Annotated in this window: 23 protein-coding genes; 7 read left to right on the plus strand and 16 right to left on the minus strand. The window is 52.9% G+C overall.

Annotated elements, in window-relative coordinates:
- Positions 1–47: 47 nt before the first annotated feature.
- From KJS40_RS04745 to KJS40_RS04760, 4 genes are all read right to left on the minus strand, one after another.
- Positions 48–2441: a penicillin acylase family protein gene (locus tag KJS40_RS04745; protein ID WP_213539268.1), complete on the minus strand. Its 2394-nt coding sequence runs from the start codon at positions 2439–2441 to the stop codon at positions 48–50.
- A 131-nt stretch (positions 2442–2572) separates the two neighbouring features.
- The gene (locus KJS40_RS04750) at positions 2573–3061 is read right to left on the minus strand and encodes a DUF1499 domain-containing protein (RefSeq protein ID WP_213539269.1); all 489 of its coding nucleotides are present in this window, start codon (positions 3059–3061) and stop codon (positions 2573–2575) included.
- 194 nt (positions 3062–3255) lie between these two features.
- Positions 3256–3561 carry a cytochrome c gene (locus tag KJS40_RS04755; protein ID WP_213539270.1) on the minus strand — a complete coding sequence of 102 codons (306 nt, stop codon included), beginning with the start codon at positions 3559–3561 and terminating at the stop codon, positions 3256–3258.
- Between the two features lie 317 nt (positions 3562–3878).
- Positions 3879–4691 carry a carotenoid biosynthesis protein gene (locus KJS40_RS04760; protein ID WP_213539271.1) on the minus strand — a complete coding sequence of 271 codons (813 nt, stop codon included), beginning with the start codon at positions 4689–4691 and terminating at the stop codon, positions 3879–3881.
- Between the two features lie 687 nt (positions 4692–5378).
- Here KJS40_RS04760 and KJS40_RS04765 point away from each other — a divergent pair.
- Positions 5379–8366 carry a transglycosylase domain-containing protein gene (locus tag KJS40_RS04765; protein WP_244859700.1) on the plus strand — a complete coding sequence of 996 codons (2988 nt, stop codon included), beginning with the start codon at positions 5379–5381 and terminating at the stop codon, positions 8364–8366.
- 170 nt (positions 8367–8536) lie between these two features.
- On the opposite strand, the gene KJS40_RS04770 is transcribed toward KJS40_RS04765, so the two are convergent.
- Entirely contained in the window at positions 8537–8740 is a 204-nt protein-coding gene (locus KJS40_RS04770; RefSeq protein ID WP_213539273.1) for a DUF2905 domain-containing protein, read from the minus strand.
- Between the two features lie 309 nt (positions 8741–9049).
- Here KJS40_RS04770 and KJS40_RS04775 point away from each other — a divergent pair, with 309 nt between their 5' ends.
- Together KJS40_RS04775 and KJS40_RS04780 are read left to right on the plus strand one after the other, a co-directional pair.
- Positions 9050–9196: a hypothetical protein gene (locus tag KJS40_RS04775; RefSeq protein ID WP_213539274.1), complete on the plus strand. Its 147-nt coding sequence runs from the start codon at positions 9050–9052 to the stop codon at positions 9194–9196.
- Positions 9197–9233: 37 nt separating this feature from the next.
- Positions 9234–9764, plus strand: coding sequence for a beta/gamma crystallin domain-containing protein (locus tag KJS40_RS04780; protein ID WP_213539275.1), 531 nt, complete (start codon positions 9234–9236; stop codon positions 9762–9764).
- A 110-nt stretch (positions 9765–9874) separates the two neighbouring features.
- Here the strand turns inward: KJS40_RS04780 and KJS40_RS04785 are convergent, their stop codons facing one another.
- The 10 genes from KJS40_RS04785 to KJS40_RS04830 form a co-directional block, all read right to left on the minus strand.
- The gene (locus tag KJS40_RS04785) at positions 9875–10543 is read right to left on the minus strand and encodes an alpha/beta family hydrolase (protein WP_244859701.1); all 669 of its coding nucleotides are present in this window, start codon (positions 10541–10543) and stop codon (positions 9875–9877) included.
- Positions 10544–10588: 45 nt separating this feature from the next.
- Positions 10589–10900, minus strand: coding sequence for an NAD(P)H-dependent oxidoreductase subunit E (locus KJS40_RS04790; RefSeq protein WP_072767359.1), 312 nt, complete (start codon positions 10898–10900; stop codon positions 10589–10591).
- Positions 10901–11101: 201 nt separating this feature from the next.
- On the minus strand, positions 11102–12226 hold the full coding sequence (locus KJS40_RS04795) for a spermidine/putrescine ABC transporter substrate-binding protein (protein WP_213539719.1): 1125 nt from the start codon (positions 12224–12226) through the stop codon (positions 11102–11104).
- Positions 12226–13026 (minus strand): ABC transporter permease subunit, encoded by an 801-nt coding sequence (locus KJS40_RS04800; protein WP_213539276.1) that lies wholly within the window; start codon positions 13024–13026, stop codon positions 12226–12228. Before KJS40_RS04800 ends, KJS40_RS04795 begins: the two co-directional genes overlap by 1 nt.
- 1 nt (position 13027) lies before the next feature.
- Complete coding sequence (locus tag KJS40_RS04805) at positions 13028–13942, minus strand: ABC transporter permease (RefSeq protein ID WP_213539277.1); 915 nt, start codon at positions 13940–13942, stop codon at positions 13028–13030.
- The gene (locus tag KJS40_RS04810; RefSeq protein ID WP_213539278.1) at positions 13935–15020 is read right to left on the minus strand and encodes an ABC transporter ATP-binding protein; all 1086 of its coding nucleotides are present in this window, start codon (positions 15018–15020) and stop codon (positions 13935–13937) included. Before KJS40_RS04810 ends, KJS40_RS04805 begins: the two co-directional genes overlap by 8 nt.
- A 362-nt stretch (positions 15021–15382) precedes the next feature.
- The gene (gene ubiB, locus KJS40_RS04815; RefSeq protein ID WP_213539279.1) at positions 15383–16897 is read right to left on the minus strand and encodes a ubiquinone biosynthesis regulatory protein kinase UbiB; all 1515 of its coding nucleotides are present in this window, start codon (positions 16895–16897) and stop codon (positions 15383–15385) included.
- Between the two features lie 64 nt (positions 16898–16961).
- Positions 16962–17534 (minus strand): ubiquinone biosynthesis protein, encoded by a 573-nt coding sequence (locus KJS40_RS04820; RefSeq protein WP_213539280.1) that lies wholly within the window; start codon positions 17532–17534, stop codon positions 16962–16964.
- A gap of 11 nt (positions 17535–17545) precedes the next feature.
- Entirely contained in the window at positions 17546–18421 is an 876-nt protein-coding gene (locus KJS40_RS04825; RefSeq protein WP_213539281.1) for a TIM44-like domain-containing protein, read from the minus strand.
- Between the two features lie 48 nt (positions 18422–18469).
- Positions 18470–18619: a hypothetical protein gene (locus KJS40_RS04830; RefSeq protein WP_213539282.1), complete on the minus strand. Its 150-nt coding sequence runs from the start codon at positions 18617–18619 to the stop codon at positions 18470–18472.
- Positions 18620–18889: 270 nt separating this feature from the next.
- On the opposite strand from KJS40_RS04830, the gene KJS40_RS04835 reads away from it, so the two are divergent.
- From KJS40_RS04835 to KJS40_RS04845, 3 genes are all read left to right on the plus strand, one after another.
- On the plus strand, positions 18890–20005 hold the full coding sequence (locus tag KJS40_RS04835; RefSeq protein ID WP_213539283.1) for an acetate/propionate family kinase: 1116 nt from the start codon (positions 18890–18892) through the stop codon (positions 20003–20005).
- Positions 20006–20023: 18 nt separating this feature from the next.
- The gene (locus KJS40_RS04840; protein WP_213539284.1) at positions 20024–22414 is read left to right on the plus strand and encodes a phosphoketolase family protein; all 2391 of its coding nucleotides are present in this window, start codon (positions 20024–20026) and stop codon (positions 22412–22414) included.
- A gap of 324 nt (positions 22415–22738) precedes the next feature.
- Positions 22739–23368, plus strand: a complete 630-nt coding sequence (locus KJS40_RS04845) for a hypothetical protein (protein WP_213539285.1) — start codon at positions 22739–22741, stop codon at positions 23366–23368.
- Positions 23369–23709: 341 nt separating this feature from the next.
- Here the strand turns inward: KJS40_RS04845 and KJS40_RS04850 are convergent, their stop codons facing one another.
- On the minus strand, positions 23710–24072 hold the full coding sequence (locus tag KJS40_RS04850) for a helix-turn-helix domain-containing protein (RefSeq protein ID WP_213539286.1): 363 nt from the start codon (positions 24070–24072) through the stop codon (positions 23710–23712).
- A gap of 411 nt (positions 24073–24483) precedes the next feature.
- Between KJS40_RS04850 and KJS40_RS04855 the strand changes: the two genes are divergently transcribed.
- On the plus strand, positions 24484–25338 hold the full coding sequence (locus KJS40_RS04855; protein ID WP_244859702.1) for a HAMP domain-containing sensor histidine kinase: 855 nt from the start codon (positions 24484–24486) through the stop codon (positions 25336–25338).
- Positions 25339–25527: the final 189 nt, after the last annotated feature.

Raw genomic sequence — 25527 nt, forward strand, 5'->3', positions numbered from 1 at the left:
GCTGGCATTCATGGGGGGGCTAGAGTAACGGGGTGCCCAACCACCAATTATGGGATTTTCGCAAGCGGATGCAGGTGCAGTGTCTGTTCGGGCGGCCCCGGGAGAAATGGGGTTGGTATGCTGTTAACCCAATCGGCATGCCCGCTGCCATAATAAGGTGAGAAGGGGTGCCCGCTCTGTCCGCCGGGCATTTCGAAATAACCTTGCTCTTCATTACCGGGGGCAACGGCAAAACGATTTGCGGCGCCGAAGCTTGGTCCCTGCACCCGCGGCATATTGCTGTCGCCGGGCAGTTCATCCTTTGGCATATTCAGCCATACGCCGATAAAGTCGGGTAGAGCACGGCTGAGGGGGTGTCTGATGCGGGCAGTGTTACGCTCACCCCAGCTACGAGCCGCGATACCGCCCGGTTGGCTTTGCATACGCTCCGCCACGCGTCTGGCAGAGCTACTCAGCAAGTCTTCCCAGTCGGCATAAACAGGCGGCAACAGGTGTTGTGGACGCTGCTCGATCAAAATCCACACAGCGTGTTCGGCCTGATTCAACTTTGGCAGCACGAAATCCGGCGCGTCATTGCGCACTGCTGCCGCAAAACCGTCAAGTACCCTGTTAGTAACCTCCTGGCGGAATGCGCGGACCAGACGATAGGCAACCGACGATGTCGAGGCATGTCCGTCCCAATCGCGGAGCGCTTGCTGCATTTCGGCCTGCCAAGGCGCCGCTTCTGCATGGTTCAGCGTCAGCTCGAGAAGTCTCCGCCAGCGCGCCAGGAATAACGCGCGATCATCCAGTTGGATTGCCAGCATGCTTGCGGGTGAGAAATGCTCGCTTCCGCGTAAGCCATCGCGGATCTGCTTCGCGCGGGCACCGAGGTCATAGCCTCCATCGCCCAGCCGGCCGAGCATGAGGCCGTCGACGGTACGTGCATTCGCCGTCCACAGGCGGTGCTGGGGCGGATTAACGATCAATGGGTACTGGGCGGGCTTGAGCCAGCCGCTCCATCCCATACCCGGCACGCTCCAGTCTGCCGGCATTGTTGGATCATAACCACCGGTTTTAACTGGAATACGCCCGGCGATGGTCCAGGCAATTTTGCCTTTTCGGTCACCAACAATAAAATTCTGGGCGGGAATACCCGCATTCTGCGCGATCACGACGGCTTCATCCACGGTTTCCGCCCCATCCAGCTGGGCGAGCTCCATATCGATCGCGCCGGGCCGGTGTGCTGTCCAGGCGAGCGCAAGTGGTACGCCATCGTGATCAGCGGCGAGTATAGGTCCCCACTCGGTCTCATAAACATCCAGGACCTCATCCGGTGCGCCGCGCGCATGCAGGGTTTCGCGATGAACAGTGATGGACTTCCACCCGGCCGCGTTGCGGTATCTTGACTTATCCGCCGGATCCAGCCTGACCCGCACCCAGTCCGTGAAATCGCCATAACTGTTTGTAAAACCCCAGGCGATATGGCGATTCGAACCCACTGCGATTGCGGGTGTCCCCGGAAGGCTGGCACCGATAATATCATTGTCAAGTCCGGGGTGCCGCAAGCTTGGGTAGATCAAACGGGTACGGAACCAGATATTTGGAACACGCAGTTCCAGATGCGTGTCGTTGGCGACCAGCGCCGCGCCCGCAGCTAATTCGCCGGCCACGGCAAAGCTATTGCTGCCAGGCAGGTCATCGCTGTGATCCTCGGTATCGCGCAAAAGACTGGGGTCTAGCTTGCGCAGGTCGAGCTCGTCAGCGGATGGAATTCGCGGCCAGTGGGATGCGGTGCCAATAAGCGGCGCATCCCAGTCACCCCCACCGGCGGTGAGAAATCGGTAGGGCGCTTCGGGTAATGTTGCATGCATGGTAGAGAACGCAAGCTCGCGAAAATTACTTCCGTCATTCAGCGTGAAATACATTGCATTAACGACCAGTATGCTATCTTCACTGCGCCATGCAACCGGGAGCGTGCGTGTCAGCAGATAGGGGAACGGTCGCATAGCGAGCGCATTCAAGCCTTCATTTACCCCATCACGATATACGTCGAGCAACTGCTGCTGGCTGGTCGGCAATTCCTGCAATATCGCCGATGCACGCGAACGCATACGGTGCTTCCGCGCTTTTCGGTCGGCTGGCAGGGCTGCTGGTCCGAACAACTCAGCCAATTCACCGGCTGCTTGTCGTCGCATCAGATCCATTTCGAAGAAGCGTTCCTGCGCATGGGCATAACCGAGCGCCCAAACCAGATCATGACGATCCTGCGCACGCAAAGTCACGCTACCCAGCGCATCGCGCTCGACAGTGACTGGGGCGGACAGGCCATTTACATTTACTGTGCCGGCATATTGCGGCAAACTCCCGCGCAGCACCAGCCAGCAGCCACCTGCCAACAATACCGCCAGTATGAGAAACACCAGTAGAACCCAGTAGATCGGGCGGAGCACAGCCGTCATGTTCAAGAAAGAGCGATTGAAAACGGGTTATTTTCGTGTCGGGACAGCGCGCCACGCGGACTTATTCGGGCGTTTTTTTACGATGGGCAGCGCTATGGCGAACCCAGCCATTTTGGCAGCGGTTCGATAATTCAAGAGGAACCGAGTTTATGACGAATGGATTCGATGCGCTCGCGGTTCACGCCGAGGTCCGATTTTCCCAAGCGGGATGCTGATCGAACTTGAATCACCCTATCGACCGGATCGAACCAGAACTCGGCATCATCCACGTACTTCATGAGCCGGGTAGTGAACTGTGCATAGAGGTAGTCCGGCTCTCTTTTCACTATCTTGGCGCCATCCATTGTCCTGATAACCTCGGCGATGCGGTCCAGTGTGGCGTCCGGATCGCCTTTCAGCGGCAGCGGTGCTATCTCGGCATAAGCGCGTTGGGGATGATCGGGGTAAAGCGATGCCTGGCTCGACACGCTATTAGGTGTTTTCGAGGGAGGTTTGAGCCTTCCGTCATGCACGCCCAGATCGGTGGGCGGCGTGCCTTTGAGTAGTCCGAGTTGACCGGCAAGCAACCCCGTGATGATGACAACGGCAATGACAACAAGTGCCCACTTTACAATAACCATGTCAATGCCCGGCGACCCCCAATGTGATGGACGAGAAACGTACTCCCTAAGCCGACGACGGCGTTACAAAATCGCCGACAGCGGCGGCGTCATCTAATCCCCTTTGCCCATGCCGGTCCTTTATCCGCCATGTCATCCGCTTTTGCCGGCATGGCTGCGCCATCAGTGCCAATAGAGGCTAACCAATGGGCCAGCTACTTGGTTTTGCTATTTGCCAGGACGAATTCCGCCAGACGTTGCGCCGGTTCGCCTTTAATATTGGGAAACGCGGTCATCCCCATGCTTCCTTTCTGAACTTTCTGAATGATGGCGTCCTTGTTCGCCATCGCGGTGCTTATAACCATCACGCTGCCGCTTTCCGGTTTGTGGCATTTTGTACAGTTTGTATAAAATATATCCTCCCCGCTGACATTCTCGGCCGGCGTGTAATTATCCGTCTTCGAGCAACCAACCAAACTCACCAATGCGGAAACAGCTAGCACCAAGACCATTTTTTTCATTTTGTGCACTCCAATTTTCATAAGATGGAAATATTTCTTTCAAGCTGCCATGGGGAGGCATTATATCGTCCTTACGGATCGTTCAGGTATTATCCTGAATCCGACTGTTGACTGCTATTTTTCAGCTCATTTGCCAATTCATTTACCAACTAGGCGCTATACCGGAAGGAATTTTTCGTACCCCATGGGCTTTACCTTCTTGGTAAGCTCACTCCACTCCGTCCAACTGCCGGATTCAGGATTATTGCCGCGATTGTCCATATTTGCGATGATCACCGCAGGGTTCGATGGAGAAGAAGGAGGAAAGACTTTACGCCTTATCCGTTTGCCGGCGGGTGACCAAGGAGTCGAAGGGCAAGCAGTACGGTGATCGGTAGATAAATGAACAGGCCCGTAACGCCCAGAAGCGATTCTCCAATCCAGAAAGTGATGACGAGATTGAAGATCAATACCCCATAATATAGACCGCAACCGAGCAGCACGCGTCCGGTCACCGATGGGGCAGGGAAGAGGCTGGCTTCAACCTGAAGTTTGCGATCGAGAGGAAGATAGGCGCGAAGAGAGAGAAAACCCACAACAATCCAGCCAATATAATTGGCTATCGGGATGCCGAAATGTGTGCCAGGATCAGGATAGTAGTATATTCGCCCGAGAAACCACCGCTCGCCGCGGAGCGCGACCGGATCGATGACGACATCGATGAACATGAAAAAAAGAATGGTGAGTACCACTACCGGCCAGCCGGTTCTGGCCGCGAGGGGAAACCCCATTCGGATCATACTCATACCAGGACGGGGGTTTGTGCTGTCGGCGGGCAGGAGAAAAGCCAGAGCCATGCAATAGCTCGCATAGAGAAGAAAGGGAAACGAGAGAGAATCCATGGCGGGAACATCCGCGATATACAATTCCTGCCCGACCGTTGAACCGGTATAGTAATACCAGCCGAAAGGAACCCCGGTGCGGGTGGAAGAGAGTTCGCACAGAAGCGCCACAGTGTATGTGATAGCCATGAAGCAGGCTGTCCTGCGCCAGCCGATCAGCCTGCTGGCGGAGAAGAGAAACGCGGCGAGGAACACAAATACATAGGGACGAAGCGTAATTGTCTTCAGCAGGAGGCTAAGGAATTCCATCGAATATTCCATTGGTCCGGTAGATGGACTCTTACCGGAGATTGATCTCCTGGACGTTCGTCTCCAGGAGCGAAGGAGCGCAATATTTTTTTTTTGTGCTATCCGGGCTTCGTGGCGTTTTGGCGCAGCCCATCGGCCTTTATTTGCCGGACGAGATTATATCCTGTCATATTTGATAACCGGAAACTATAAGGCAGCATGCAAACCTCTGCCGGATTTTTCCGGACGAGCAGGACTGGCAAGAATCGAATTTTCGCATAAAACCACACAAGCCAGATAGCCCGCGTCAGCAGAGCAATAGAAAGCTCAGCGCATCATGCACCGTCATCCGTATTTTTCGATTGCGATGAGAGTCCTGTTCTATGAAAACGCTGTCGTCAATGTAATCGATATGTGCCGTTTCCCTTCGATTTGGCGGGCTTTTACCCCTCAAATACGGCCGCGGAAAAGATTTCTCTTCCCTATACTTGTAAATCTTGTGGCTTGCTGTCTTCCAGGAATCTTTAGTGTTTTATTATTTTTGATGACTCCATCGTGAGGCGCATTCTCAGGTTTTTTGCCTTTGCTGTTTTGACTCTGCTTTTCGTCGCACTTGTTATTGCAGCCTTCCTTCTTTACCGGGAGGTTACAACGTCTTCCTATCAAGCACGGCAATTGTGGAATTTGGCCGATGATCTGCGCTGGGAAATGAAAAGCGGTCCAAGCGACCAGCCGCATTTCCCGCAGGCGGGTCCTTATGACATTCGCCTGGGTTATAGTCGCCTTCCGGAATTGGTTCAGCATCTGGCAAAGCACGGTTTTGAGGTTCATGCGCAGGCGCGGGTTTCTGCACGCATGGAGGAGCTTGTCGCGCAGGGCCTGTTTATTCCCTACCGCGAAAAATCCCAGGCTGGTCTGGAAATAACTGCCGACGATGGCGAGCCATTGTATCGCGCTGCGTTTCCGGCACGTGTTTACGCGGATTTCGAGTCAGTGCCGCCTGTAGTGGCGAATAGCCTGACGTTTATCGAAAATCGCGAATTGCTGGACCTGACTCAGCCAAAAAAAAATCCGGCCGTCGACTGGAACCGGTTGGGCAGGGCAGTGCTGGATAAGGCGATTCAGCTTTTTCGTCCCGAGCATGACGTATCAGGGGGCAGCACGCTGGCAACGCAAATTGAAAAATACCGCCACTCTCCCAACGGAATGACGCTGAATGCAACGGATAAGCTTCAACAGATTGCGTCCGCATCCGTGCGCACTTATCTGCAGGGCGAGTACACATTGCCCACGCGCAAGCAGATCCTGGTGGATTACCTTAATACAGTCCCGCTTTCGGCAGCCGCAGGTTTCGGAGAAACGAACGGGATTGGAGACGGCCTGTGGGCGTGGTATGGCCTGGATTTCGACGAAACCAATCACATCCTTAATTCGCGGTTTGCACAAGGAGATGCGCTTACCGAGAAGGCGCGCCTCTACAAGCATGTGTTGAGCCTGATGATTGCGCAGCGTAGACCTTCCTATTACCTGATAGCGGGGCGAAAAGAACTGGGTGAACTTACCGACAGTTATCTGAGGGTGCTGGCTCAGGCTGGCGTGATACCGGCTCGCTTCCGGGATGCGGCGCTTGAGCTGCCGCTGAATTTTCGTGTTGCGCACTCTCCGGAAGAAGGCCTGAATTTTGCTTCGAAGAAGGCTGTCAATGCTGTTCGCGTGCGACTCGCCTCTCAGCTCGGATTGCAGCGCATGTATGACCTGGACCGCCTGGATCTGTCAGTGCAAAGCACGCTTGACTTGGAGCTACAGAAAAAAACCACCGATATGTTGCGCGAGTTAAAGGATGTGGAACATGCGCAGGCTGCCGGGCTCTACGGGCAGCGCCTGCTGGGTACGGAAGATCCGGGAAAGATTATCTATAGCTTCACGCTTTCCGAATTGACGCCGCAAGGCGCCAAGTTTCGAATCCTGGCGGATAATTTTGAACAACCACTGGACATCAACAAGGGAACCAAGCTGGATCTGGGTTCCACCGCCAAATTGCGGACATTGGTGACCTATCTTGAAATTGTGGAAGCGCTGCATAATAAATATGCAACGCTGGCACCGAAAGTACTTAATGGACAAGAGGTTGACCCCGGCGATATTCTCAGCCGCTGGGCGATCGGTTATCTCCTGCAAAGCAGGGACAAGAGTTTGGCATCCATGCTGGATGCCGCTCTCGAGCGCAAGTACTCGGCTAATGCGGAAGAGCGATTCTTCACCGGCGGCGGATCACACGTCTTTCATAATTTCAAGCATGAGGACGACCGCAAGATCATGAGCGTGCGCGAAGCGACAAAGAATTCGGTCAACCTTGTCTATATTCGCTTGATGCGCGATATCGTGCGTTATCACATGTTTCAGGTAGGGGGTTCATCAGCCAGGATACTCAAGGACGTCGGGAATTCGGGACGTGTGGAGTACCTCAGACGCTTTGCAGACAAGGAAGGCACGGAATTCATCAATCGTTTTTATCTCAAGTACAAAGGTAAAACAACCGATCCGGGCGGGATCAGCAAGCTGCTTTTCTCCAGCTTCCGGCACACGCCGCGCCGTTTGGCGGCTGCTCACCGTTATATTTATCCAGAGTCCACGCTTGCAGAGTTCAAGAAATTCATGGCGCCGTATCTGCCCGGCTTTAAACGTGTGACCCCGACAATGGTTCAAGATCTGTATGAAGCGTATGCACCAGGCAAATATTCGTTGGCTGATCAGGGCTACATAGTAACCGTCCACCCACTGGAATTATGGTTGGTACGCTACCTGAATTCCCATCCACTTGCCCAGTACAAGGACGTGATCGCGGCGAGCACGGACGAGCGAATCGCTGTCTACCAGTGGTTGTTCAAGACCATACACAAGAATTCGCAGGATGTGCGGATTCGCGGTCTTCTGGAACTTGAAGCATTTCTCGAAATTCATCGTAGCTGGAAACGCCTCGGCTATCCATTCGATTCGCTGGTGCCCTCACTTGCCACAGCCATTGGGAGTTCCGCTGATCATCCTGCCGCGCTTGCGGAATTGATGGGTATCGTTCTGAACGATGGCGTGCGAATGCCAGCCATACTGATCGAACGCTTGCGTTTCGGCGCCGACACCCCCTTTGAGACAATGGTCGAACGAGCGCCTATTCAAGGAGAAAAAATGTTTTCTCCGGAATTGGCGGCGGCAGTGCGTGGCGTACTGACAGATGTGGTCGAGAGAGGTACAGCTTCGCGGTTGGCGCGAGCCATTGTGGAAGAGGATGGGGCTGAAATTTCGATTGGCGGAAAGACCGGGACGGGCGACCATCGTCATATCACGTTTTCTTCGCCGGGCGTCGTCAAGGAATCGCGCGTCGTAAATCGCTCAGCCACTTTTGTCTTCTTCATCGGAGACCGCTTCTTCGGAACGATGACCGCATTCGTGCCCGGCGCGGACGCCGCCAACTACACGTTTACCTCAGCGCTTTCTACGCAAGTCATGAAGCATCTCTTGCCCATCCTGAAACCCCTCATCGATCGGGCCCAGCCGTTGCCGGAGCAGATTCTGGCAAGAAACGCGACCAAGGGCGAGCTACCTGAAGAACGTAAAAAGGGGAGTAAAAAGAGGGATAAAAAAGAAAATGAAAAACTGGAGATGAGTCAGCTAGCGCGTCATTTAATCGAATTGCACTGAAAATATACGAAATACATCGATAATTCAGTCTTCGGTATTGATCCACCATAAGAAGACGACAATACCCAGCACAAGCCCGAGGCCCAGGATGGCCTTTACAAATTCCTTGACGAACCAGTACACCATCGCTTCATATAGATCCAATTGTTCATACCCTTTAAAAAAAACCGCTATTTACGAGACCACCACCATAGCAGTAACGATAGAAACAAGGATACCAGCAAGCCTGTTGTCAGCGGAAAGTAGAGCCTGAAGTTTTCCCGCTCGATCGTAATGTCTCCCGGTAGCCGCCCGAATGGTAGTTTCGATAACCACGGCCATGCAACGCCCGCAACCACCAGCAGTATCCCGAGAACGATGAGTAGACGTTGCATAAGGATTTCCTCGAGGATTTTTGGGGAATTTCTTCCGCATCATTTGGCAAGGGTACGCAAAAATCTACGGATTAGTGTAAACCGTTTTCTTCGGAAAGATCAATTGACTCCTTCTGCTTCTGCCTCGCCTCAATATTCATAAGATCAGGCTGGCAACGCCGCCTTCGCCGGTTTCAATTTCTTAAGTTATATTTTTCCAGCCCCAGCTTATCGCTTCGCTGATTCGCTTTCTTGTTAGTGTGCTAACACACGGAAGTACAGCACAGTCCCCGATAAAATTTTTTTATATTTCTTGAAATTCGGGGAAAAATGACCCATCACCTTATTCTATTCGTCGCGCTGTTCACGGTACCCGCCGCAATAGGCGCCGAGATAACTCGTTGCGCTATCACATCGGATATCCTGGGTGTAGAGGCGGACCTCAGCAGTGTGATTTGCACGGACGATCTCACTTGAGCGTCAATCTTTCAACCATTCTTTTAAGGAGAAGAATATGAATATTCTGATAAAGAACCCTCGTAACCTCCTGGTCGCCATCGCGGCGGTGTTTGGGCTATATGCCGGGTCTGGTGTTTATGCGCAAGACCCGATCGACAAATCCAATGCGAGCGAGAAATCGAAGCATGCGGAAAAAAGCAAACAAAATTCACAGACGAGGAAAAATGAGGGAGGAACCCTCGTTGAGGTGCCGGTGCTAATGATGGTTCCCGTGGAGGTATCGAGCGATATGTCGACGAATAGCGGGTGTTGGGTGAAGCTATACGATAAGAAAGACTATAGCGGCGATAGCTTTTTGCTGGTCGGTCCCGTCGAATTACCGGTGATGACCGGGCCCTTCGGCTTCAACTGGGAAAATAAGGTTCGCAGCCTCGAGGTCGGCCCCAACGCCAATCTCACGATTTTTGATAATCGCAATTTCCGGGACCAGGATAAATTCGTCGATGCAGGCAAAAAAATCCCCAACATGTCAAAAAAAATGGGATTCTTTGATGATTTCCGGTCGATGATGCTCACTTGCATATGAGCCGGTAAAAGGAAAGGAAGCTGGCGTTAGCTTGCCAATCCAGGCGCTGGCGCCAGCCCATCCATAAAGTTCCATGGCCGCCCGTGCTAGCCTTTCGGCTTTCTTCAGGATCAGCATGAATCGAGAACGATGCGTTTGAGGATATGCAGTCGGCGGTGAAAAAAATGTTCCGCGCCGGGCACGACCACCACAGGTAGTTCCTGGGGAGCGGCCCAATCCAGAACAGTTTGAAGGGGAACCACTTCATCCTGATCGCCTTGTATGATCAGGACCTGCCTGGTGCTTTCAATATCGCCTTTAATATCCGGTTTGGCAAGGTGGGGCGCGTTGAGCCGCTGAACGGCTGGAGCGACCAATACCACTATCTGTGGTTTGAGCCGTTGCGCAGCATACACCTGGATCGCCCCCCCGAAGGAGAAGCCCGCCAGCAGTAATAGCGGGGGGGTAGCAAAGGAGGTGGCGAATTGGTTTCTGATGGTTTCAACAACTGCAAGCACGTCTTCGGTTTCACCTGCCCCATTGTCCTTGCCAGAGTTAAGTTCGCCTTCGCTTTGTTCTACACCGCGAAAATTGAATTTGACTGCGACAAATCCCAACTCGAGAAACGCCTTGAATAGAGTGTGGACCACCTTGTTATTCATTGTTCCACCATATAATGGATGGGGATGCGCAATAATGGCAAAGCCACGACGGTAGCGGAAATCCGGTTCCGCCAGAACCGTTTCCAGCTTTCCTGCCGGGCCATCAATGAATAATTTCTGTGGAATGTGTGAATTCAACAGTATGCTTTCCAATATAAATGGAAAATACGTTTGTTGCCTGTCCTAAATTCGCAACCGCTCGACGATACGCCCGTTTTTCAAATGTTCTTCGATGATCTCGTCAATATCTTCTTTGTCCACATACGTGTACCAGACATCTTCGGGATAGACAACGATAACCGGACCTTCGTTGCAGCGATCGAGACAACCCGCATTATTAATCCGTATCCTCCTGCTCTTGCTATCGAGCTTGAGGGCCTTGATTCGCTCCTTGGCGTAATCACGCATGGCCTGAGCGCCATGATTGTTACAACACACGGCTCCCGGCTCGCGCTGGTTTACGCAGAAAAATACATGCCGCAGGTAGTAGCTCATAATGTGTTCAACGGGATGAGAAATAATGAATCAAAATTATTATACTGGAACAGTGATTACTTCTTCTACTGCTGAGTTAATAGGGTTATTGCCCCCGCATGGCTTGCTTCGCAGATACTTTCGAGGAGCGCGAACAACGAACCTGGAACGGACCGCTGCTGTTTTTCGCGATTTCTTCTTTATTATTTCGGATTGTGGGGTTTATCTCAATTTAATTTCGGTCCACAGGCGGCTTAACACGCGGCGTTGTTTACGGTCCAGGTCCCGCAGCATTTCAAGGCGGCTCAGCATTTCGGGGGTGGGGAATATGGCTTCATTGTCTGCGATTTCTGCCTGGATATATTGTATTGCATCCGTATTGGGATTGCCGGAACCTATGAGATTGGTGAGCTCGGCGGAATTCCTTCCCTCCAGCATGAAGTTGATGAATTGATGGGCGAGATCGGGACAACTTCCACTTCGATGCAGTACCATGCTGTCGAGCGCCAGAACCGCGCCTTCTTTCGGAGTCGAATAGACGATCGTAAATTTGCGCCCGGTATTTTTGGCATCAAGCGCCGCCTGGAACATATCGTTGGAATATCCTTGCGCCACCCACAAGTTGCCAACGGCCAACTCCTTGATATAACCGGTATTGCTGAAGGCGGCCCAGTAAGGCTTGGCGCGGACGATCAGGTTTGCGGCTTCTTTCCAGTGTTTCTCATCGGTATCATTAACCGAATAGCCTAAATATTTCAGCGCCGCAGCCATGAGTTCGCGCTGGCTGTCGAGCACGGTTACGCGTCCTTTGATTTTTTCGAGATATTTCGGCTCAAAAATGATTGCCCAGGTGTCGGTAGGCAGGCCAAGGCTCTTTACTTTCTCCTGATTGAAGCCGAGCAGGGTAAGCGTATAGGCATATGGAACGGAATATTCATTGCCGGGATCGAATGGTGTGTCGAGATATGCAGGATTGATATTCCCGAGATTGGGCAGCAAGGATTTATCCAGCGGCTTCAGCGCGCCCTGGCGAATAAGGGTGTCCATTGCATTGCCGGTGGGAATGATGAGATCGTAGCCGGTCGCGCCCGCCGACAGCTTCGCCAGCATTTCCTCATTGTCGGAATAGTAATCCTGGGAGAGCTTGCAATTGCAGAATTTCTCGAAGCGTCTGACCGTTTTCGGCGCGATGTAATTATTCCAGTTGAATAGATGCAGAACGTTTTCCTTGCTGGGGAGGACAATATTCTGATCCTGTCTCGCGCAGCCCGTGGTGAACAAAACCAGCCATGCAAGCAGGAACAGGAACGATGCGACCGGCGTCGGGTAGATGCACCGCGTATTCATCATTTTGCCTCGCGCGACGTTGCGTTCGCGCTTGATGAGGCGTGCGATTCGAGCCTGGCCGCAATGATGATCATGACCAGCGTGAGCAGCATCAGCAATGTGGAGATGGCATTCACTTCCGGCGTTACCGCAACCTTTATCATCGTATAGATATGGATGGGCAAAATTGGTTCACCCACCCCTTTTGTAAAGAATGTAATGACGAAGTCATCGATGGACAAGGTAAACGACATCAAGGCTCCCGCAACCACTGCGGGCATGATCAGCGGCAAGGTGACAAGACGAAAAGTCTGCCAGGGAGAGGCGCCGAGATCGCGTGCCGCTTCAAAAATACTTTCGTCCATGCCCTGGAGCCGCGCCCGTACGATGATGGCAACGAAACCGATACAAAATGTCGTGTGCGCGATGATGATGGACACCATGCCGAGCGTTAAATTAAGCACCTGCAAAAAGAATAAAAGCAGCGATACACCCAGAAGGATTTCGGGCATCGCTACCGGCGTGAACACCAATACCGGCAGGACCTTGAGCTTATACCGATGTATCGCCAGGCCAGCCATCGTACCGAGCAGGGTTGCGCTGAAACTTGCACTGAGCGCGATGATCAGCGAATTGCGCGCTGCGGTGAGCATTTCCGTATTCTGGAACAGCGTCTTATACCAGGACAATGTAAATCCCACCCACTCGGCATTCAGCTTTGAATCGTTGAACGAATACAAAACCACGATAGCCAGCGGAACGTACAGGAAGGCGTAAATCACGCCGGCTGCGGACCAAAGCCAGATATTGGTGCGGCTCATGCTATGCCGCGCGCTGCCCGGTGGCCGAGCGTGCGAACCAGGCGGTCAACCCGGCGACGGATAGCACCGCCAGCGTCAGCATGATTGATAGCGCTGAACCAAAAGGCCAGTCACGGGTGCCGAGGAATTGATCCTTGATCAGATTGCCGATGAGAATGTCGCCCGTGCCGCCGAGTATGTCCGGCACCGCGAACATGCCGAGTACCGGGATGAATACGAGTGCCGAGCCCGAGAAAACGCCGGGCAGGGATAGCGGCCACGTGACGCGCCAGAAGCGTTGCCAGCCGTTGGCGCCCAGATCCTGTGCCGCATCCAGAAGCGAGGGATCATGCTTTTCCAGGTTGGTATAAAGCGGCAGCACCATAAACGGCAGGTGTACATATACCATGCCGATCAATACGGCAAACGGCGAAAACAGCAACGTCACAGGGGCAATCCCGAATGCGCCGAGAATAGCATTGATGAAATGGCTGAGTCCGGATTCCGGCCCAAGAATAATCATCCAGGCATAAATACGAATGAGAAAATTACTGGCAAATGGCAACACTACCAGCAGCACCATCAGGTTTCGGAAGCGTTTTTCACTGCGCGCAATCAGCACCGCCAGCGGATAAGCCATAACAAGGCAAATGAGGGTGGTTGCCGACGCAACGCCGAAGGATTTGAGAAAAATTTCCGCGTAAAGAATATCGCTGAAAAAAAACCGGTAAGCTTCGGCGGTAAGGCCGTATTCGCCGTGGTCCGCGCCCGCGGGTGCAGTGATGGGTGCCAGGCCACCGAACTCGCCCGGAAAGCGGAACGAGGTGAGAATCATGATCAGGCTGGGAGCGACGAAGAATACGACCAGGAACAATAGCGGCGGTCCGCTTACCAGAAATCGGGCAGCGCGAGGCGCATTGGCTTCTTCTCTAGTCATTGAGAAAAATACCGGCGTCGTGATGCCAAGAGACGCTTACTTGATCCCCTACCTCGAAAAACTTTGCGCGTCCAGGTGCGGAATTAGGCAGCAAAGCCTCTATATCGGCGCCATTGGCGAGCTCAACGATATAGGTGGTAACATCTCCAACATATAAAAAATCACGTACTTTACCGAGGAAATGATTTTTCAGCCGTGGTTCTTCCGAGGGGTGGGAAATCAATACCTGTTCGGGACGAATCGCGATCGTACCTTTATCGCCCGGTTTGATGCCTTCCTTGCCCGCGGTTGTAATTTCCCCCACTTTGCCCACATCAAGTCTCAAATGGGTAGGCGAAGCTTCCAGGACCTGTGCGCTCATCATGCTGATCTTGCCGATAAAATCCGCAACAAAGCGATTTCTGGGAAAACCATAGATTTTGGAAGGTTCGTCGATTTGCTCGACATTGCCGCGGTTCATCACCGCGATGCGATGTGACAGCGCCAGCGCCTCATTCTGGGCATGGGTAACAAAAACGAATGTTACCCCAACTTCTTTCTGAAGATTGATCAACTCCATCTGCATTTCCTCGCGCAACTTGGCATCGAGCGCACCCAATGGTTCATCCAGCAGCAACAACCGGGGGCGGTTGACTAATCCTCTGGCAAACGCCACTCGCTGTTTCTGCCCACCTGATAATTCGTTGGGGAAACGGTTGCCGAAATTCGACAAGCGTACGCTGTCCAGGGCATCCGCTACTCTGGTTTTTATTTCATGTGGTTTTTTACCGGCCATCTTGAGCGGAAACGCAATATTGTCCGCTACGGTCATATGCGGGAACAATGCATATGTTTGAAATACGGTATGGACCGGGCGTTTTTCCGGCGGCGTGCCGACCATGTCTCTTCCGTCCAGCAGGATTTGGCCCGAATCCGGAAGATCAAACCCGGCTATCATCCGCAGGAGCGTTGTTTTACCACAACCCGACGGCCCCAGCAGCGTGAAGAATTCACCCGACTCCACGCTGACGCTGACATTATCGACCGCGGTATAGCTGCCAAAGCGCCGTGTGACATTACGGATTTCAAGTAGTGCCATTGTCGTGCCGGTTAAAAGACAAAAGACCGGGATTTTACCAAAATTTGTTCCGTCTGCCGCTCCCGATCCACATGCATCGATATGCTTATGGGCTGGCCTAAGTATAGGCAGAGTAGGGCCGGTGGTGAATGCGGGAAATTTGCCGGGACGACAACCCGCGCGTACACGCGGACAGAGAGCTTGGAGACTTGGAGCAGCCTGTCGGACTTAAAGGAAATCGGCTGAAAAAGCGTCTGGCTGGTTCATATTTCGCCGCTTTTTCGGCCAATAGAATAACTATTGGTCTTCAAAATCTGCAAAATCTGCCCTCAACCAGTCACTTTTTCGCTGCGATTCTTCAAGTCCGACAGGCTGCCAGCGTTTCAGTGCCATGTCTGCCACAGCAGCAATGCTGCCAGTATCGCTGCGATAGCAGCGAACAAGCGGCTTTGGCGTTTTTGTTCGGTGAGTATTTCGGTTATTTTTTCGTCCATCGCCTGTGTGCGATTTTCATTTAAAACCTGATGCAGCAAGCGTGGAAACTGCGGCATGATGACTGCCCAGCTCGATGCTTCCTTGGCCAGCCGCCGGGTTAGCCCGCGCCAGCCAAGCTGTTCGGCCATCCAGTTTTCCAGGTAGGGCTTCGCCGTCGTCCACAGGTCGAGATCGGGGTCGAGGTCGCGCCCCAGCCCTTCGATATTCAATAGGGTTTTTTGCAGCATTACCAGCTGCGGCTGGATTTCAACATTAAACTGGCGTGACGTCTGGAACAGCCGCAGCAGCACGCGGCCAAAGGAAATTTCCTTCAGCGGCTTGTCAAAGATGGGTTCGCATACGGCACGAATCGCAGTTTCGAAATCATCAACACGAGTATTCTTCGGTGCCCACCCCGCCTCCACATGTGCCTCGGCCACACGCTTGTAGTCGCGCCGAAAAAATGCCAGGAAATTCTGCGCCAGATAATTTTTGTCCTCGTCGGTGAGCGTTCCCATTATGCCGAAATCGACCGCGATGTAACGTCCGTCCTGACCAACAAAGATATTACCCGGATGCATATCGGCGTGGAAATAACCGTCCCGAAATACCTGAGTAAAAAATATTTCCACGCCGACTCTGGCAAGTCTTGGAATATCGACTCCCTGCTCGCGTAGTTTCGTCACCTGGCTGATGGGTATGCCTTTTACGCGCTGCATCACCATAACGCCGGAATAGCAATAATCCCAGTAAACTTCGGGCACTAACAGCAATGGAGAATCCAGAAAATTACGCCGCAGCTGACTGCAGTTCGATGCCTCGCGCATGAGGTCCAACTCGTCATCCAGGTGCCGGGCAAATTCGGTCACCACCTCGCGTGGCTTAAGCCGCTTGCCGTCGAGCCACAGCGCTTCAACCAGCAAAGCGCCGGAATCCATCAATGCCACGTCATGCGCGATGATGGGGGCGATGCCCGGTCGCAGCACCTTAACCGCAACTTCCGTTCCGTCATGCAGCACCGCCAGATGAACCTGTGCGATGGATGCACTGGCTACCGGTTCTGCGTCAAAGACCAGAAAGACCTCGGTGACCGGTTTTCCATAGATCTGCTCCAGCGTCTTGATGGCGAGACTGGAGGGAAACGGCGGGACCTGATCTTGCAGCTTGGCCAGTTCATCGGCGATATCCTGCGGCAGAAGATCCCGGCGAGTCGAAAGCATCTGGCCGAACTTGACGAATATAGGGCCCAGGGTTTCCAGCGCAAGGCGCAGGCGCTCGCCTCGCGCCCTATCCAGCTGCCGCCAGAACGTCGCCGCCTTGACAACAGGCCGCAGAAACCGAAGCCGCTCGTGGCCCAGAAAAAATTCATCCAGGCCAAAACGAAATGCTACCGAGAGTATTTTGAGAAGGCGAAAGAAACGCATTTATGCCCAGGAATGGTGGTACGTCTGTAATCTTCTCAATTTTGTTTGTCGTGAAGCCGACTTTTTAGCGATCCAACGCGTTCACGCGCATTTCCAGACTTGCGGCACGGTTCCGTAATGTGTTTATCTCATGAATAAGCTCGTGCATATCCATTGATTTTGCAAGCAATGGCTGCTCTTCTGTCAGATATTCCGCCAGCGTCTGCCATAAATTACGTGCGGTTTCAGCTTGCCAGTGCATCAGGCCTTCGCCGGCCCTCACTACCCGATGCGCGAGGATATCTCCCGTTACACCGCTAATATCCTGCTCCACATCCCAATGCAGGTTTTTTCCGATAAGGAGAATTTCTTCCGCAAACTCGCTATCACCCGAGATCCTGACTTCGCGATATGCATCTTCGTCATGGGCAAGCAAGCGCGGCAATAAACCTGGAATAAGCGTCAAGGTGGCGTCATCGAGTGCGCCCTTTGCCGCCGCCGAAACCTCACCGCTGGCCTGGATGGTCAGGGCGAGGTCAGGGAAGGGAGGGAGGCGGAAACGTGCCGTCCTGCCTGAATGAAGCTGCAACCGCTTACGCGCCCAACTCTCTCCGCGCAACAAGTGGTTAAGCGGGCCTATCGCAACGGATGCCAGCATTGCGGCCGGATCTATGAGACTTGCTGAATTCCTGCCAACAGCCAGACGGATTCAGGGTCCTTGATATTCTTCTGCACGTGCCAGATTTCATCAAACGCTTCCGGTGAATTGGAAGACTCCCGCAGTTGCCCGTTGAACCGGACACTGGCAATGGCCGTGTTGTTTTCGGTAACTACCTCAAGCAGTTCCGCATTGATACCCATCACCTCGGTTCTTTGCGGTTCAATGCCGCGTTCGGAGATCTGCATGCTGATCTCTGCAAACATTTCCGGCGTAGTGTATTCCCGGATGTCGCTCAGGTCCCGGGCATCATTGGCTGCTTGCAAGCGGATGAATGACGTTTTTGCATTGCGCAGGAATGGTTCGACCTGGAAGTCCGCGGGAATATTCGCAGTTTTGCTGGCAACAGCTTGTGCCTGGGCTGGTGCTGCCGTACTTTCCCCCGGTGCCGATGCGTGTTCTGTCGCCGTCGCTGTTCCGCTACTGCCGGGGCCTGCTCCCATGCCCGAATACTGCATCGGTCGTGCCGAATGTTCCTGCCGCGGTTTGCGCATCATGCGCACGACGAAGAAAACCGCAGCCATCAGCGCAGCCAGCATCAACACATCCATCATATTGATGCCTTCAAATGCGCCACCCATGAATAATGCTGCCAGCAATCCTCCCGCAGCCAATCCAGCCAGCGGGCCCATCCATCTATTGCCTGCCGCGGCGGGTGCCGACGCAGCAGGGGGTGTTTGCGCCGATTTGGGAGGCGTTTGCGGGCTGATGGCTTCACGTTGCTTGCCGATGCTCTTGCCGCCGCCAAAGCGCCTTGCTTCGGCATCAAAGGCGGCCAGTCCGAAGCTTAAAATGGCCAGAGTCAGCAGGGTCAATATTTTCTTCATGATGGTCTCCTGAGAGGACGGTGAAAGGAAGAGTATAGCATTATCGATTCACCTGGATGTTCCATAAATTGCATCGGATACGCCTGTCTGAAAGCGTTTGCCAACGTTAATCGCAATCTCGTCATGTCGCTGCCCGGATAAGGGAACGGCATTGAAAGACATGGCTGATTTTAGCGAGCGATCGATGATTGTCGGCATAGTGTTCTGACCACTAGCGATGCGGTAAGTGCGATCTTGTTACTTACTATTCCGATACGAGGATTTATCACTGTCGGCAGTGATGTACACCTTAGCCTGAACAGTTGTTCCGAAGCACTGCGGATTATGGCTGGGATCGAAATAGAAAGTCATATGTAATCTGGCGTACAGACTCCCATGCACAATCGGGTTTAATCAGAGAATCAAGTTGCCTGATGTCCAGTCTCGGTCGTTCCCAAGGCTCGCGACTGGCGATACGTTTTTGAGCCCATGACCACAACCATACTGACCGTTAATACTGGCAGTTCATCAGTTCGCCTGGCGGTCTTCGTTCGCGATGGCGATACATTCACGGAGGTGGCGACCATACGTCATGATCTTTCCGCCGGTGAACCATCTAGCGTACTGAAAGAATTCATGCAGAGGCATGCGCTCGGAGGAATCACCGTGGCGGCGCATCGAGTGGTTCACGGCGGTATGAATCTTACCGCGCCATGCCTGATCGACAGGAAAGTCGAGCAGGAGATCGAGCGATTGGCGCTGCTGGCGCCACTTCACAACCCTGTCGCGCTGCGGTGGATACGCGCAACCCGCGAGGTGTTAAAGGATATTGCCCAGGTCGCGGTGTTTGATACCGCGTTTTTTACGGCTCTGCCGGAAACTGCGCGAGCTTATGCTATTCCGCATGAGCTTGCTGAAAAGCATGGATTGCGCAGGTATGGCTTTCATGGGCTGGCGCATAAATCAATGTGGCAAAGCTGGCGGGCACTTCAACCGGGTTCTTTGCGAAGTGCGAGAATAATTTCGATGCAACTCGGGGCCGGTTGTTCGATCACGGCGACTGATGACGGATTGCCGCAAGATACTTCAATGGGATTTTCACCCTTGGAGGGGCTCGTGATGGCGACGCGCTCAGGCGATATAGATCCAGGGCTCACCACATTTCTCCAGCGTCAGGAAAGCCTGACGCCGCAGCAACTGGACCAACTGCTCAATGCGCGCTCGGGCCTGTTGGGTATTTCCGGGATCAGCGCCGATATACGTGAGTTGCTACGATCTCCGGATGAGCTTGCGCGGCTGGCGGTGGATTTATACTGTTACCGGGCACGTAAATATGTGGGCGCTTATCTTGCGGTATTGGGCGGCGCCGAAGCCATCGTTTTTGGAGGTGGCGTGGGCGAGAACGTGCCGGAAGTGAGAGAAAAGATTTTGACCGGCATGGGTTGGTGCGGAATTGAAGTCGATACCCAAAAAAACTACGGTGCCGGTGGAATGTCTTGCATCAGCAGCCCTTGCAGCCGGATTGAGGTCTGGGTTACACCCGTAAATGAGGCGGTTATCCTGGCGCGCGAAGCGGAGGTTTTAATGAAACCCGGAGCGAATTAACGATTACAGGAGAAAACCATGAGCGAGACCCAGCCGATAAGCACACCTGAAAATAAGCCGCTCTCAGCAGATGATCTGCGCAAGATGAACGCATACTGGCGCGCGGCGAATTATCTCTCCGTCGGACAAATCTATCTGCTGGACAACCCTTTACTCAAGGCGCCGCTCGCGCTTGAGCATATCAAGCCCCGATTACTTGGCCATTGGGGCACGACACCCGGTCTTAATTTTATTTATGTACATCTGAACCGTGTCATAAAAAAATATGACCTGAATATGTTCTATATAGCCGGGCCTGGCCACGGCGGACCGGCCATGGTCGCAAATACGTGGCTCGAGGGCAGCTACAGCGAATTCTATCCCCGTATTTCCCGCGATGCCAAAGGCATGCAACGGCTATTCAAGCAATTCTCGTTTCCCGGCGGCATTCCCAGCCATGTGGCGCCGGAAACGCCGGGCTCGATTAATGAAGGCGGGGAACTGGGTTACTCGCTGTCGCATGCCTTTGGGGCGGCTTTCGACAACCCGGATCTGATCGTGGCGTGCATGGTGGGGGATGGCGAAGCTGAAACCGGACCGCTTGCCGCCGCTTGGCACTCCAACAAATTTCTGAATCCGGCCCATGATGGCGCGGTGCTGCCGGTCCTGCACCTTAATGGCTATAAAATTGCAGGCCCCACGCTGCTCGCGCGCATCAGCCACGAAGAGTTGGAGAAACTATTCGCAGGCTATGGTTATGAGCCTCATTTCATCGAGGGGTCCGATCCGGAACTCATGCATCAGACGATGGCGGCTACGCTGGATGTCGTGATCGGCAAGATCAGGGCAATTCAGCAGGAAGCGCGTAGCAACGGCGTAACGACATACCCCCGCTGGCCGATGATTATTTTGCGCAGCCCCAAGGGGTGGACCGGCCCGGAAGAAGTTGACGGCAAGAAAGTCGAGGATTTCTGGCGCTCGCACCAGGTGCCGTTTGCGGAGATCGGTTCAAAGCCGTGGCATCTGAAGCTGCTCGAAGACTGGATGAAAAGCTACAAGCCGGAAGAGTTATTCGATGAAAAGGGGACATTAGTATCGGAGTTGGCAGCGCTGGCGCCGCAGGGCGAGCGGCGAATGGGCGCAAATCCCCATGCCAACGGTGGCCAACTGCTGAAAGACCTGGAAATACCGGATTTTCGCGATTACGCCATTGCTGTACCCACGCCAGGGTCCGTAGTAGGCGAAGCCACGCGGGAGATGGGAAAATTTTTACGCGATGTCATGAAACTCAACCTGGACAGCCGCAACTTTCGCGTGATGGGCCCGGACGAAACCAGTTCAAATCGCCTTGGCGCGTTGTTTGAGGTAACGGCTCGAACCTGGGTGGCGCGAATCCTGCCGGAAGATGAGCATCTTTCTCCGGATGGGCGCGTGATGGAAATTCTCTCCGAGCATACATGCCAGGGCTGGCTCGAAGGTTATCTGCTGACTGGCCGGCACGGCTTGTTTTCATGCTATGAAGCATTCATTCACATCATTGATTCCATGTTCAATCAGCATGCCAAATGGCTCAAGGTCACCAAGCAGATCCCCTGGCGCAGGCCAATCGCCTCGCTTAATTACCTTCTGACATCGCATGTATGGCGCCAGGATCACAACGGTTTTTCGCATCAGGACCCCGGGTTCATCGACCACGTGGTAAACAAGAAAGCGGATATCATCCGCGTCTATCTTCCGCCGGACGCCAACACGCTGCTGGTCATAACCGATAAATGCCTGTGCTCGCGCAATTATATCAACGTTGTCGTGGCGGGGAAGCAACCTGCGCTACAGTGGCTGGATATGGACGCGGCAATCACGCACAGTACCGCCGGCATCGGTATCTGGGCCTGGGCAAGCAACGATCAGGATGGCGAGCCGGATGTGGTGCTGGCCTGTGCCGGCGATGTCCCCACCCTGGAAACCCTTGCAGCGGTCGACCTGCTGCGCCATCACGTTCCTGAGCTGAGGATACGGGTGATAAATGTAGTGGACCTGATGACGCTACAGCCGAAAGAGGAGCACCCGCATGGCCTGTCTGGCCGCGATTTCGACACGCTGTTCACTACCTGCAAGCCCATAATTTTTGCTTACCACGGCTACCCGTGGCTCATTCACCGCTTGACGTACCGCCGGACCAACCATGAAAATCTGCACGTTCGGGGTTACAAGGAGGAGGGTACAACGACGACTCCGTTTGACATGACCGTGCTCAATGACCTGGACCGCTTTCATCTGGTAATGGACGTGGTCGACCGCGTACCGGCTCTGGGTTATAAGGGCGCTTATCTGAAGCAATTGATGCGGGATAAGTTGATCGAGCACGAGTGGTATATCAGGCAGTATGGTGAGGATATGCCCGAGATCCGCGACTGGAACTGGTCATGCTGATCAGATCAGGTTGGTCGACATAGGTTGTCTGCGAGTGGGAACGAGTTAAACCTAAATCCGGTAGTTGACCGCTCATTTGATTGATTAGTGTTATGATTAATAACAATATTTTATATTATTTGACGCTCACCTTTCGGGTGAGGGCGCTACGGGGTGAAGTGTACGGTTTTTGCGGCACATGGCTGCGTTGCAACTTCTTGGAATGGAACGACCATTCCGCGTCGTTGCGCCTTGCCCTGCACCCCAAAAACCGTACACTTCACCCCGTCCAACTACCGGATTTAGGTTGAATACAAGTTTGGCTACCTGGGAGAGGGAGGATTGATGATACTTCTCATCAATGCCATCGCAATTTTTGCTTCATTTTCGCTGAATCAGATATATGCTGTTTATTGGGGCGCTATCCTGCCGACGCTTTATGCAATTATCGTGGCGCCGCAGGCGTTGATCACCAGGCCCGAGATACCGACCTCGGCGATAACGAAGATTCTTGCTGACAAGTGGGACAATGCGGCGGATCTAACCGCTTATATCGTGAAATACTGGATGGCATTCGCCTATCCCGCCACATCATGGAAGAAGCAGCGTAACAGCGTGATTTTATACCTGACATCGTTTGTCCTGGGCATCGTATATTTTCTCAGGGAATTGTTCGCTGCCGGCATTATCCTGTTTATTATCGGATATGTTCTCTATCAGATGAGCCTGAGAGCGGACAGGCCGAGATCGGTATATGCCAATGTAGATTTCAGAGATAGCGACAACGAGTTTGCGAGGAAAGAATGGGAACTGGCAGCCATGTCGATCGTTGCAATTTCCGATTTGTACCCGGATGATCGCGCACTGAAGGTATCGGCAAACGAGGTGTCGGAAGATGGGGACGTCAAGTCGCTGTTGGCAAAATATCGTCATGACGGAAGAATAGGAGTAACTGGCTCACGCCCTGCGGCGTGAAGCGCCATGCAAGCTCCTGGTCAAGGACTTCAGGCACGCGACTGTGGCCACCCATGTGCTGGATCGTCAGGCGGACATTGCCAAGGTGCAGGAGTGGCTGGGGCGTGCGAATATTGCAACGACGCGGATCCATGATCACCGCAAGGCTCGGCCGGAGGATGGTCCGACGTTTAGGGTGAGCTACTAAAAACTCAGCTAAATTTCCCTGACTAAAAAATCAAATAGAGTGCAAACACCATCAAGTAATCGTTGCGTAAGCTTATCCGGGCACACGATATTTCTATTCGCTCAGACCCACTCTTTAGGAGACGAGCGTGTTTCAGCAACAAATTTGTGGGGATTCAAGTCGAACTGACCAACTCGTCATGCCTGGTATTCTCTACCTCATGCTTGGCACCCCAGCGTAACAACTCCAGAATTGCAGGTATCAGGTCCAGTCCTTTTTCGGTAACAGCGTAGATTATTCTGCAGCCGTTATCGGGATCAGGTTGCCGTAGAACCATACCAGCAGCCTCCAGTTTTCTCGGTCGATCAGAAAGTGTATTGGAAGCCATTTTCTCCGGCGATATCAGGAATTCCCGGAAATATCGCATGCGCATGAAAATGATGTCACGCAGGAAGAGCAAGGTCCATTTGTCGCCCAAGACATCCAGCTCACAACTGATTGGGCACGAAGAGCGATAAATTTGATTTTGTTTATCCATAAATAATAGTTTATCGATAGTGATTGCATTTTGCATGTGGGCGGCTTTAATGCAGGTCGAGCCGTTTTTCAAATACAGTCTGTTACACTTAACCAGCATGATGACAGCTTTAACAAGTTCATGGTTCCAGGCGATAAAAAGGGCTCTGTTGCAAAAAATAAAAAGGGTAGCGCACTATTGTGTTTTTCAGCGTAGATCGTCAATGGTCAGATTTAAAATGACGTCATTTCCGTGGGAAGCCTCATTGAAAGACAATTTGGTATCGACAGCGCTTAATCAATCAGATTGAGGACACAGTTCCGGTTTACTCTCTTTTTGCAACAGAGCCTTACATGTGAGAAAAGCATTATCGTGAACGATGGGGAACCTATTCAGAACCGTGAGAAATTGGTTACGCTGCGAGAAGACACAGTGCAATTTCGTGAAGATGCCGTCCATCTACGCGAAGATGCTGCCGGCTCGCGCGAGCAGATAATTTGTACGGCGAATACGGAACGGGAAGCGTCTGATGGTCATCTGGTTTTTGTGCGGGAAGCGAACGCACAACTGGTCATCTCTGGAATTGAGGCTGAGCGAGCTAGTCAGCTGAAGGACGAGTTTCTTGCGATGATCTCCCATGAACTCAAAACTCCCTTGAGTGTCATCCTGGGGTGGTCTCAACTCATCCTGGGGGGAAAGCTAGAGCAAGACGATGTTCGTAAAGGCATGCAAGCCATCGAGCGTAGCGCTCGTGCCCAAAACAAACTCATTGAAGATCTTCTCGAAATGAGCAGTATGATTTCCGGCAAAGTACGACTTGACATGCAGCAACTGGATATAGTCGGTCTGGTGGGCGCAACGGTTGAATCAATGAGGCCAACCGCGGAAACCAAAAGAATTATTCTGCAAGAAACGACTGATCGGGAAGCCGGGTGGATATCTGGTGACGCTAACAGGATGCAGCAGGTTTTCTGGAACCTTCTTTCCAACGCAATAAAATTCACGCCTACAGGCGGTAGAATAGAAATTGGTATGAAGCAGTCGGACTCATTTTTCGAAATCAGAATCGATGACTCGGGTCTGGGAATATCAGCCGACTTTCTGCCCTATGTGTTTGAGCGCTTCCTGCAGGCTGAAACTTCACTTGCGCGACAGCACAAAGGACTCGGCTTAGGCCTTGCTATCGTCAAACAGTTGGTGGAACTCCATGGTGGAATGGTCCGGGCAGAAAGTGCAGGGATTAATAAAGGGGCTTCATTTATTGTGCAACTGCCGCTGCTGCCGTAACTGCAACAGACAGCAATGCAACCAACATTCTCTTGTTCTTCACTTCATTCCCTCTTGCCTCATCTATTGAAATTGTAGGAGCATAGATGCGAGTTCCGTGGATTCGGCGCAGAAAAGCCAGATCCACGGCCAAGTACTTTAGATATCTTCGACGGCGCGAAAATTGCCCTGCACGTTGCCCGGCTGTCA

The sequence above is a fragment of the Nitrosospira sp. NRS527 genome (assembly GCF_018406445.1).
Lineage (GTDB): Bacteria > Pseudomonadota > Gammaproteobacteria > Burkholderiales > Nitrosomonadaceae > Nitrosospira > Nitrosospira briensis.

Coding starts and splice junctions, on each gene's coding strand:
- KJS40_RS04745 (WP_213539268.1), bottom strand. CDS start 2,441: ATGACGGCTGTGCTCCGCCCGATCTACTGGGTTCTACTGGTGTTTCTC.
- KJS40_RS04750 (WP_213539269.1), bottom strand. CDS start 3,061: ATGGTTATTGTAAAGTGGGCACTTGTTGTCATTGCCGTTGTCATCATC.
- KJS40_RS04755 (WP_213539270.1), bottom strand. CDS start 3,561: ATGAAAAAAATGGTCTTGGTGCTAGCTGTTTCCGCATTGGTGAGTTTG.
- KJS40_RS04760 (WP_213539271.1), bottom strand. CDS start 4,691: ATGGAATTCCTTAGCCTCCTGCTGAAGACAATTACGCTTCGTCCCTAT.
- KJS40_RS04765 (WP_244859700.1), top strand. CDS start 5,379: ATGAAAAGCGGTCCAAGCGACCAGCCGCATTTCCCGCAGGCGGGTCCT.
- KJS40_RS04770 (WP_213539273.1), bottom strand. CDS start 8,740: ATGCAACGTCTACTCATCGTTCTCGGGATACTGCTGGTGGTTGCGGGC.
- KJS40_RS04775 (WP_213539274.1), top strand. CDS start 9,050: ATGACCCATCACCTTATTCTATTCGTCGCGCTGTTCACGGTACCCGCC.
- KJS40_RS04780 (WP_213539275.1), top strand. CDS start 9,234: ATGAATATTCTGATAAAGAACCCTCGTAACCTCCTGGTCGCCATCGCG.
- KJS40_RS04790 (WP_072767359.1), bottom strand. CDS start 10,900: ATGAGCTACTACCTGCGGCATGTATTTTTCTGCGTAAACCAGCGCGAG.
- KJS40_RS04795 (WP_213539719.1), bottom strand. CDS start 12,226: ATGAATACGCGGTGCATCTACCCGACGCCGGTCGCATCGTTCCTGTTC.
- KJS40_RS04800 (WP_213539276.1), bottom strand. CDS start 13,026: ATGAGCCGCACCAATATCTGGCTTTGGTCCGCAGCCGGCGTGATTTAC.
- KJS40_RS04805 (WP_213539277.1), bottom strand. CDS start 13,942: ATGACTAGAGAAGAAGCCAATGCGCCTCGCGCTGCCCGATTTCTGGTA.
- KJS40_RS04810 (WP_213539278.1), bottom strand. CDS start 15,020: ATGGCACTACTTGAAATCCGTAATGTCACACGGCGCTTTGGCAGCTAT.
- ubiB (WP_213539279.1), bottom strand. CDS start 16,897: ATGCGTTTCTTTCGCCTTCTCAAAATACTCTCGGTAGCATTTCGTTTT.
- KJS40_RS04820 (WP_213539280.1), bottom strand. CDS start 17,534: ATGCTGGCATCCGTTGCGATAGGCCCGCTTAACCACTTGTTGCGCGGA.
- KJS40_RS04825 (WP_213539281.1), bottom strand. CDS start 18,421: ATGAAGAAAATATTGACCCTGCTGACTCTGGCCATTTTAAGCTTCGGA.
- KJS40_RS04830 (WP_213539282.1), bottom strand. CDS start 18,619: ATGCCGACAATCATCGATCGCTCGCTAAAATCAGCCATGTCTTTCAAT.
- KJS40_RS04835 (WP_213539283.1), top strand. CDS start 18,890: ATGACCACAACCATACTGACCGTTAATACTGGCAGTTCATCAGTTCGC.
- KJS40_RS04840 (WP_213539284.1), top strand. CDS start 20,024: ATGAGCGAGACCCAGCCGATAAGCACACCTGAAAATAAGCCGCTCTCA.
- KJS40_RS04845 (WP_213539285.1), top strand. CDS start 22,739: ATGATACTTCTCATCAATGCCATCGCAATTTTTGCTTCATTTTCGCTG.
- KJS40_RS04850 (WP_213539286.1), bottom strand. CDS start 24,072: ATGGATAAACAAAATCAAATTTATCGCTCTTCGTGCCCAATCAGTTGT.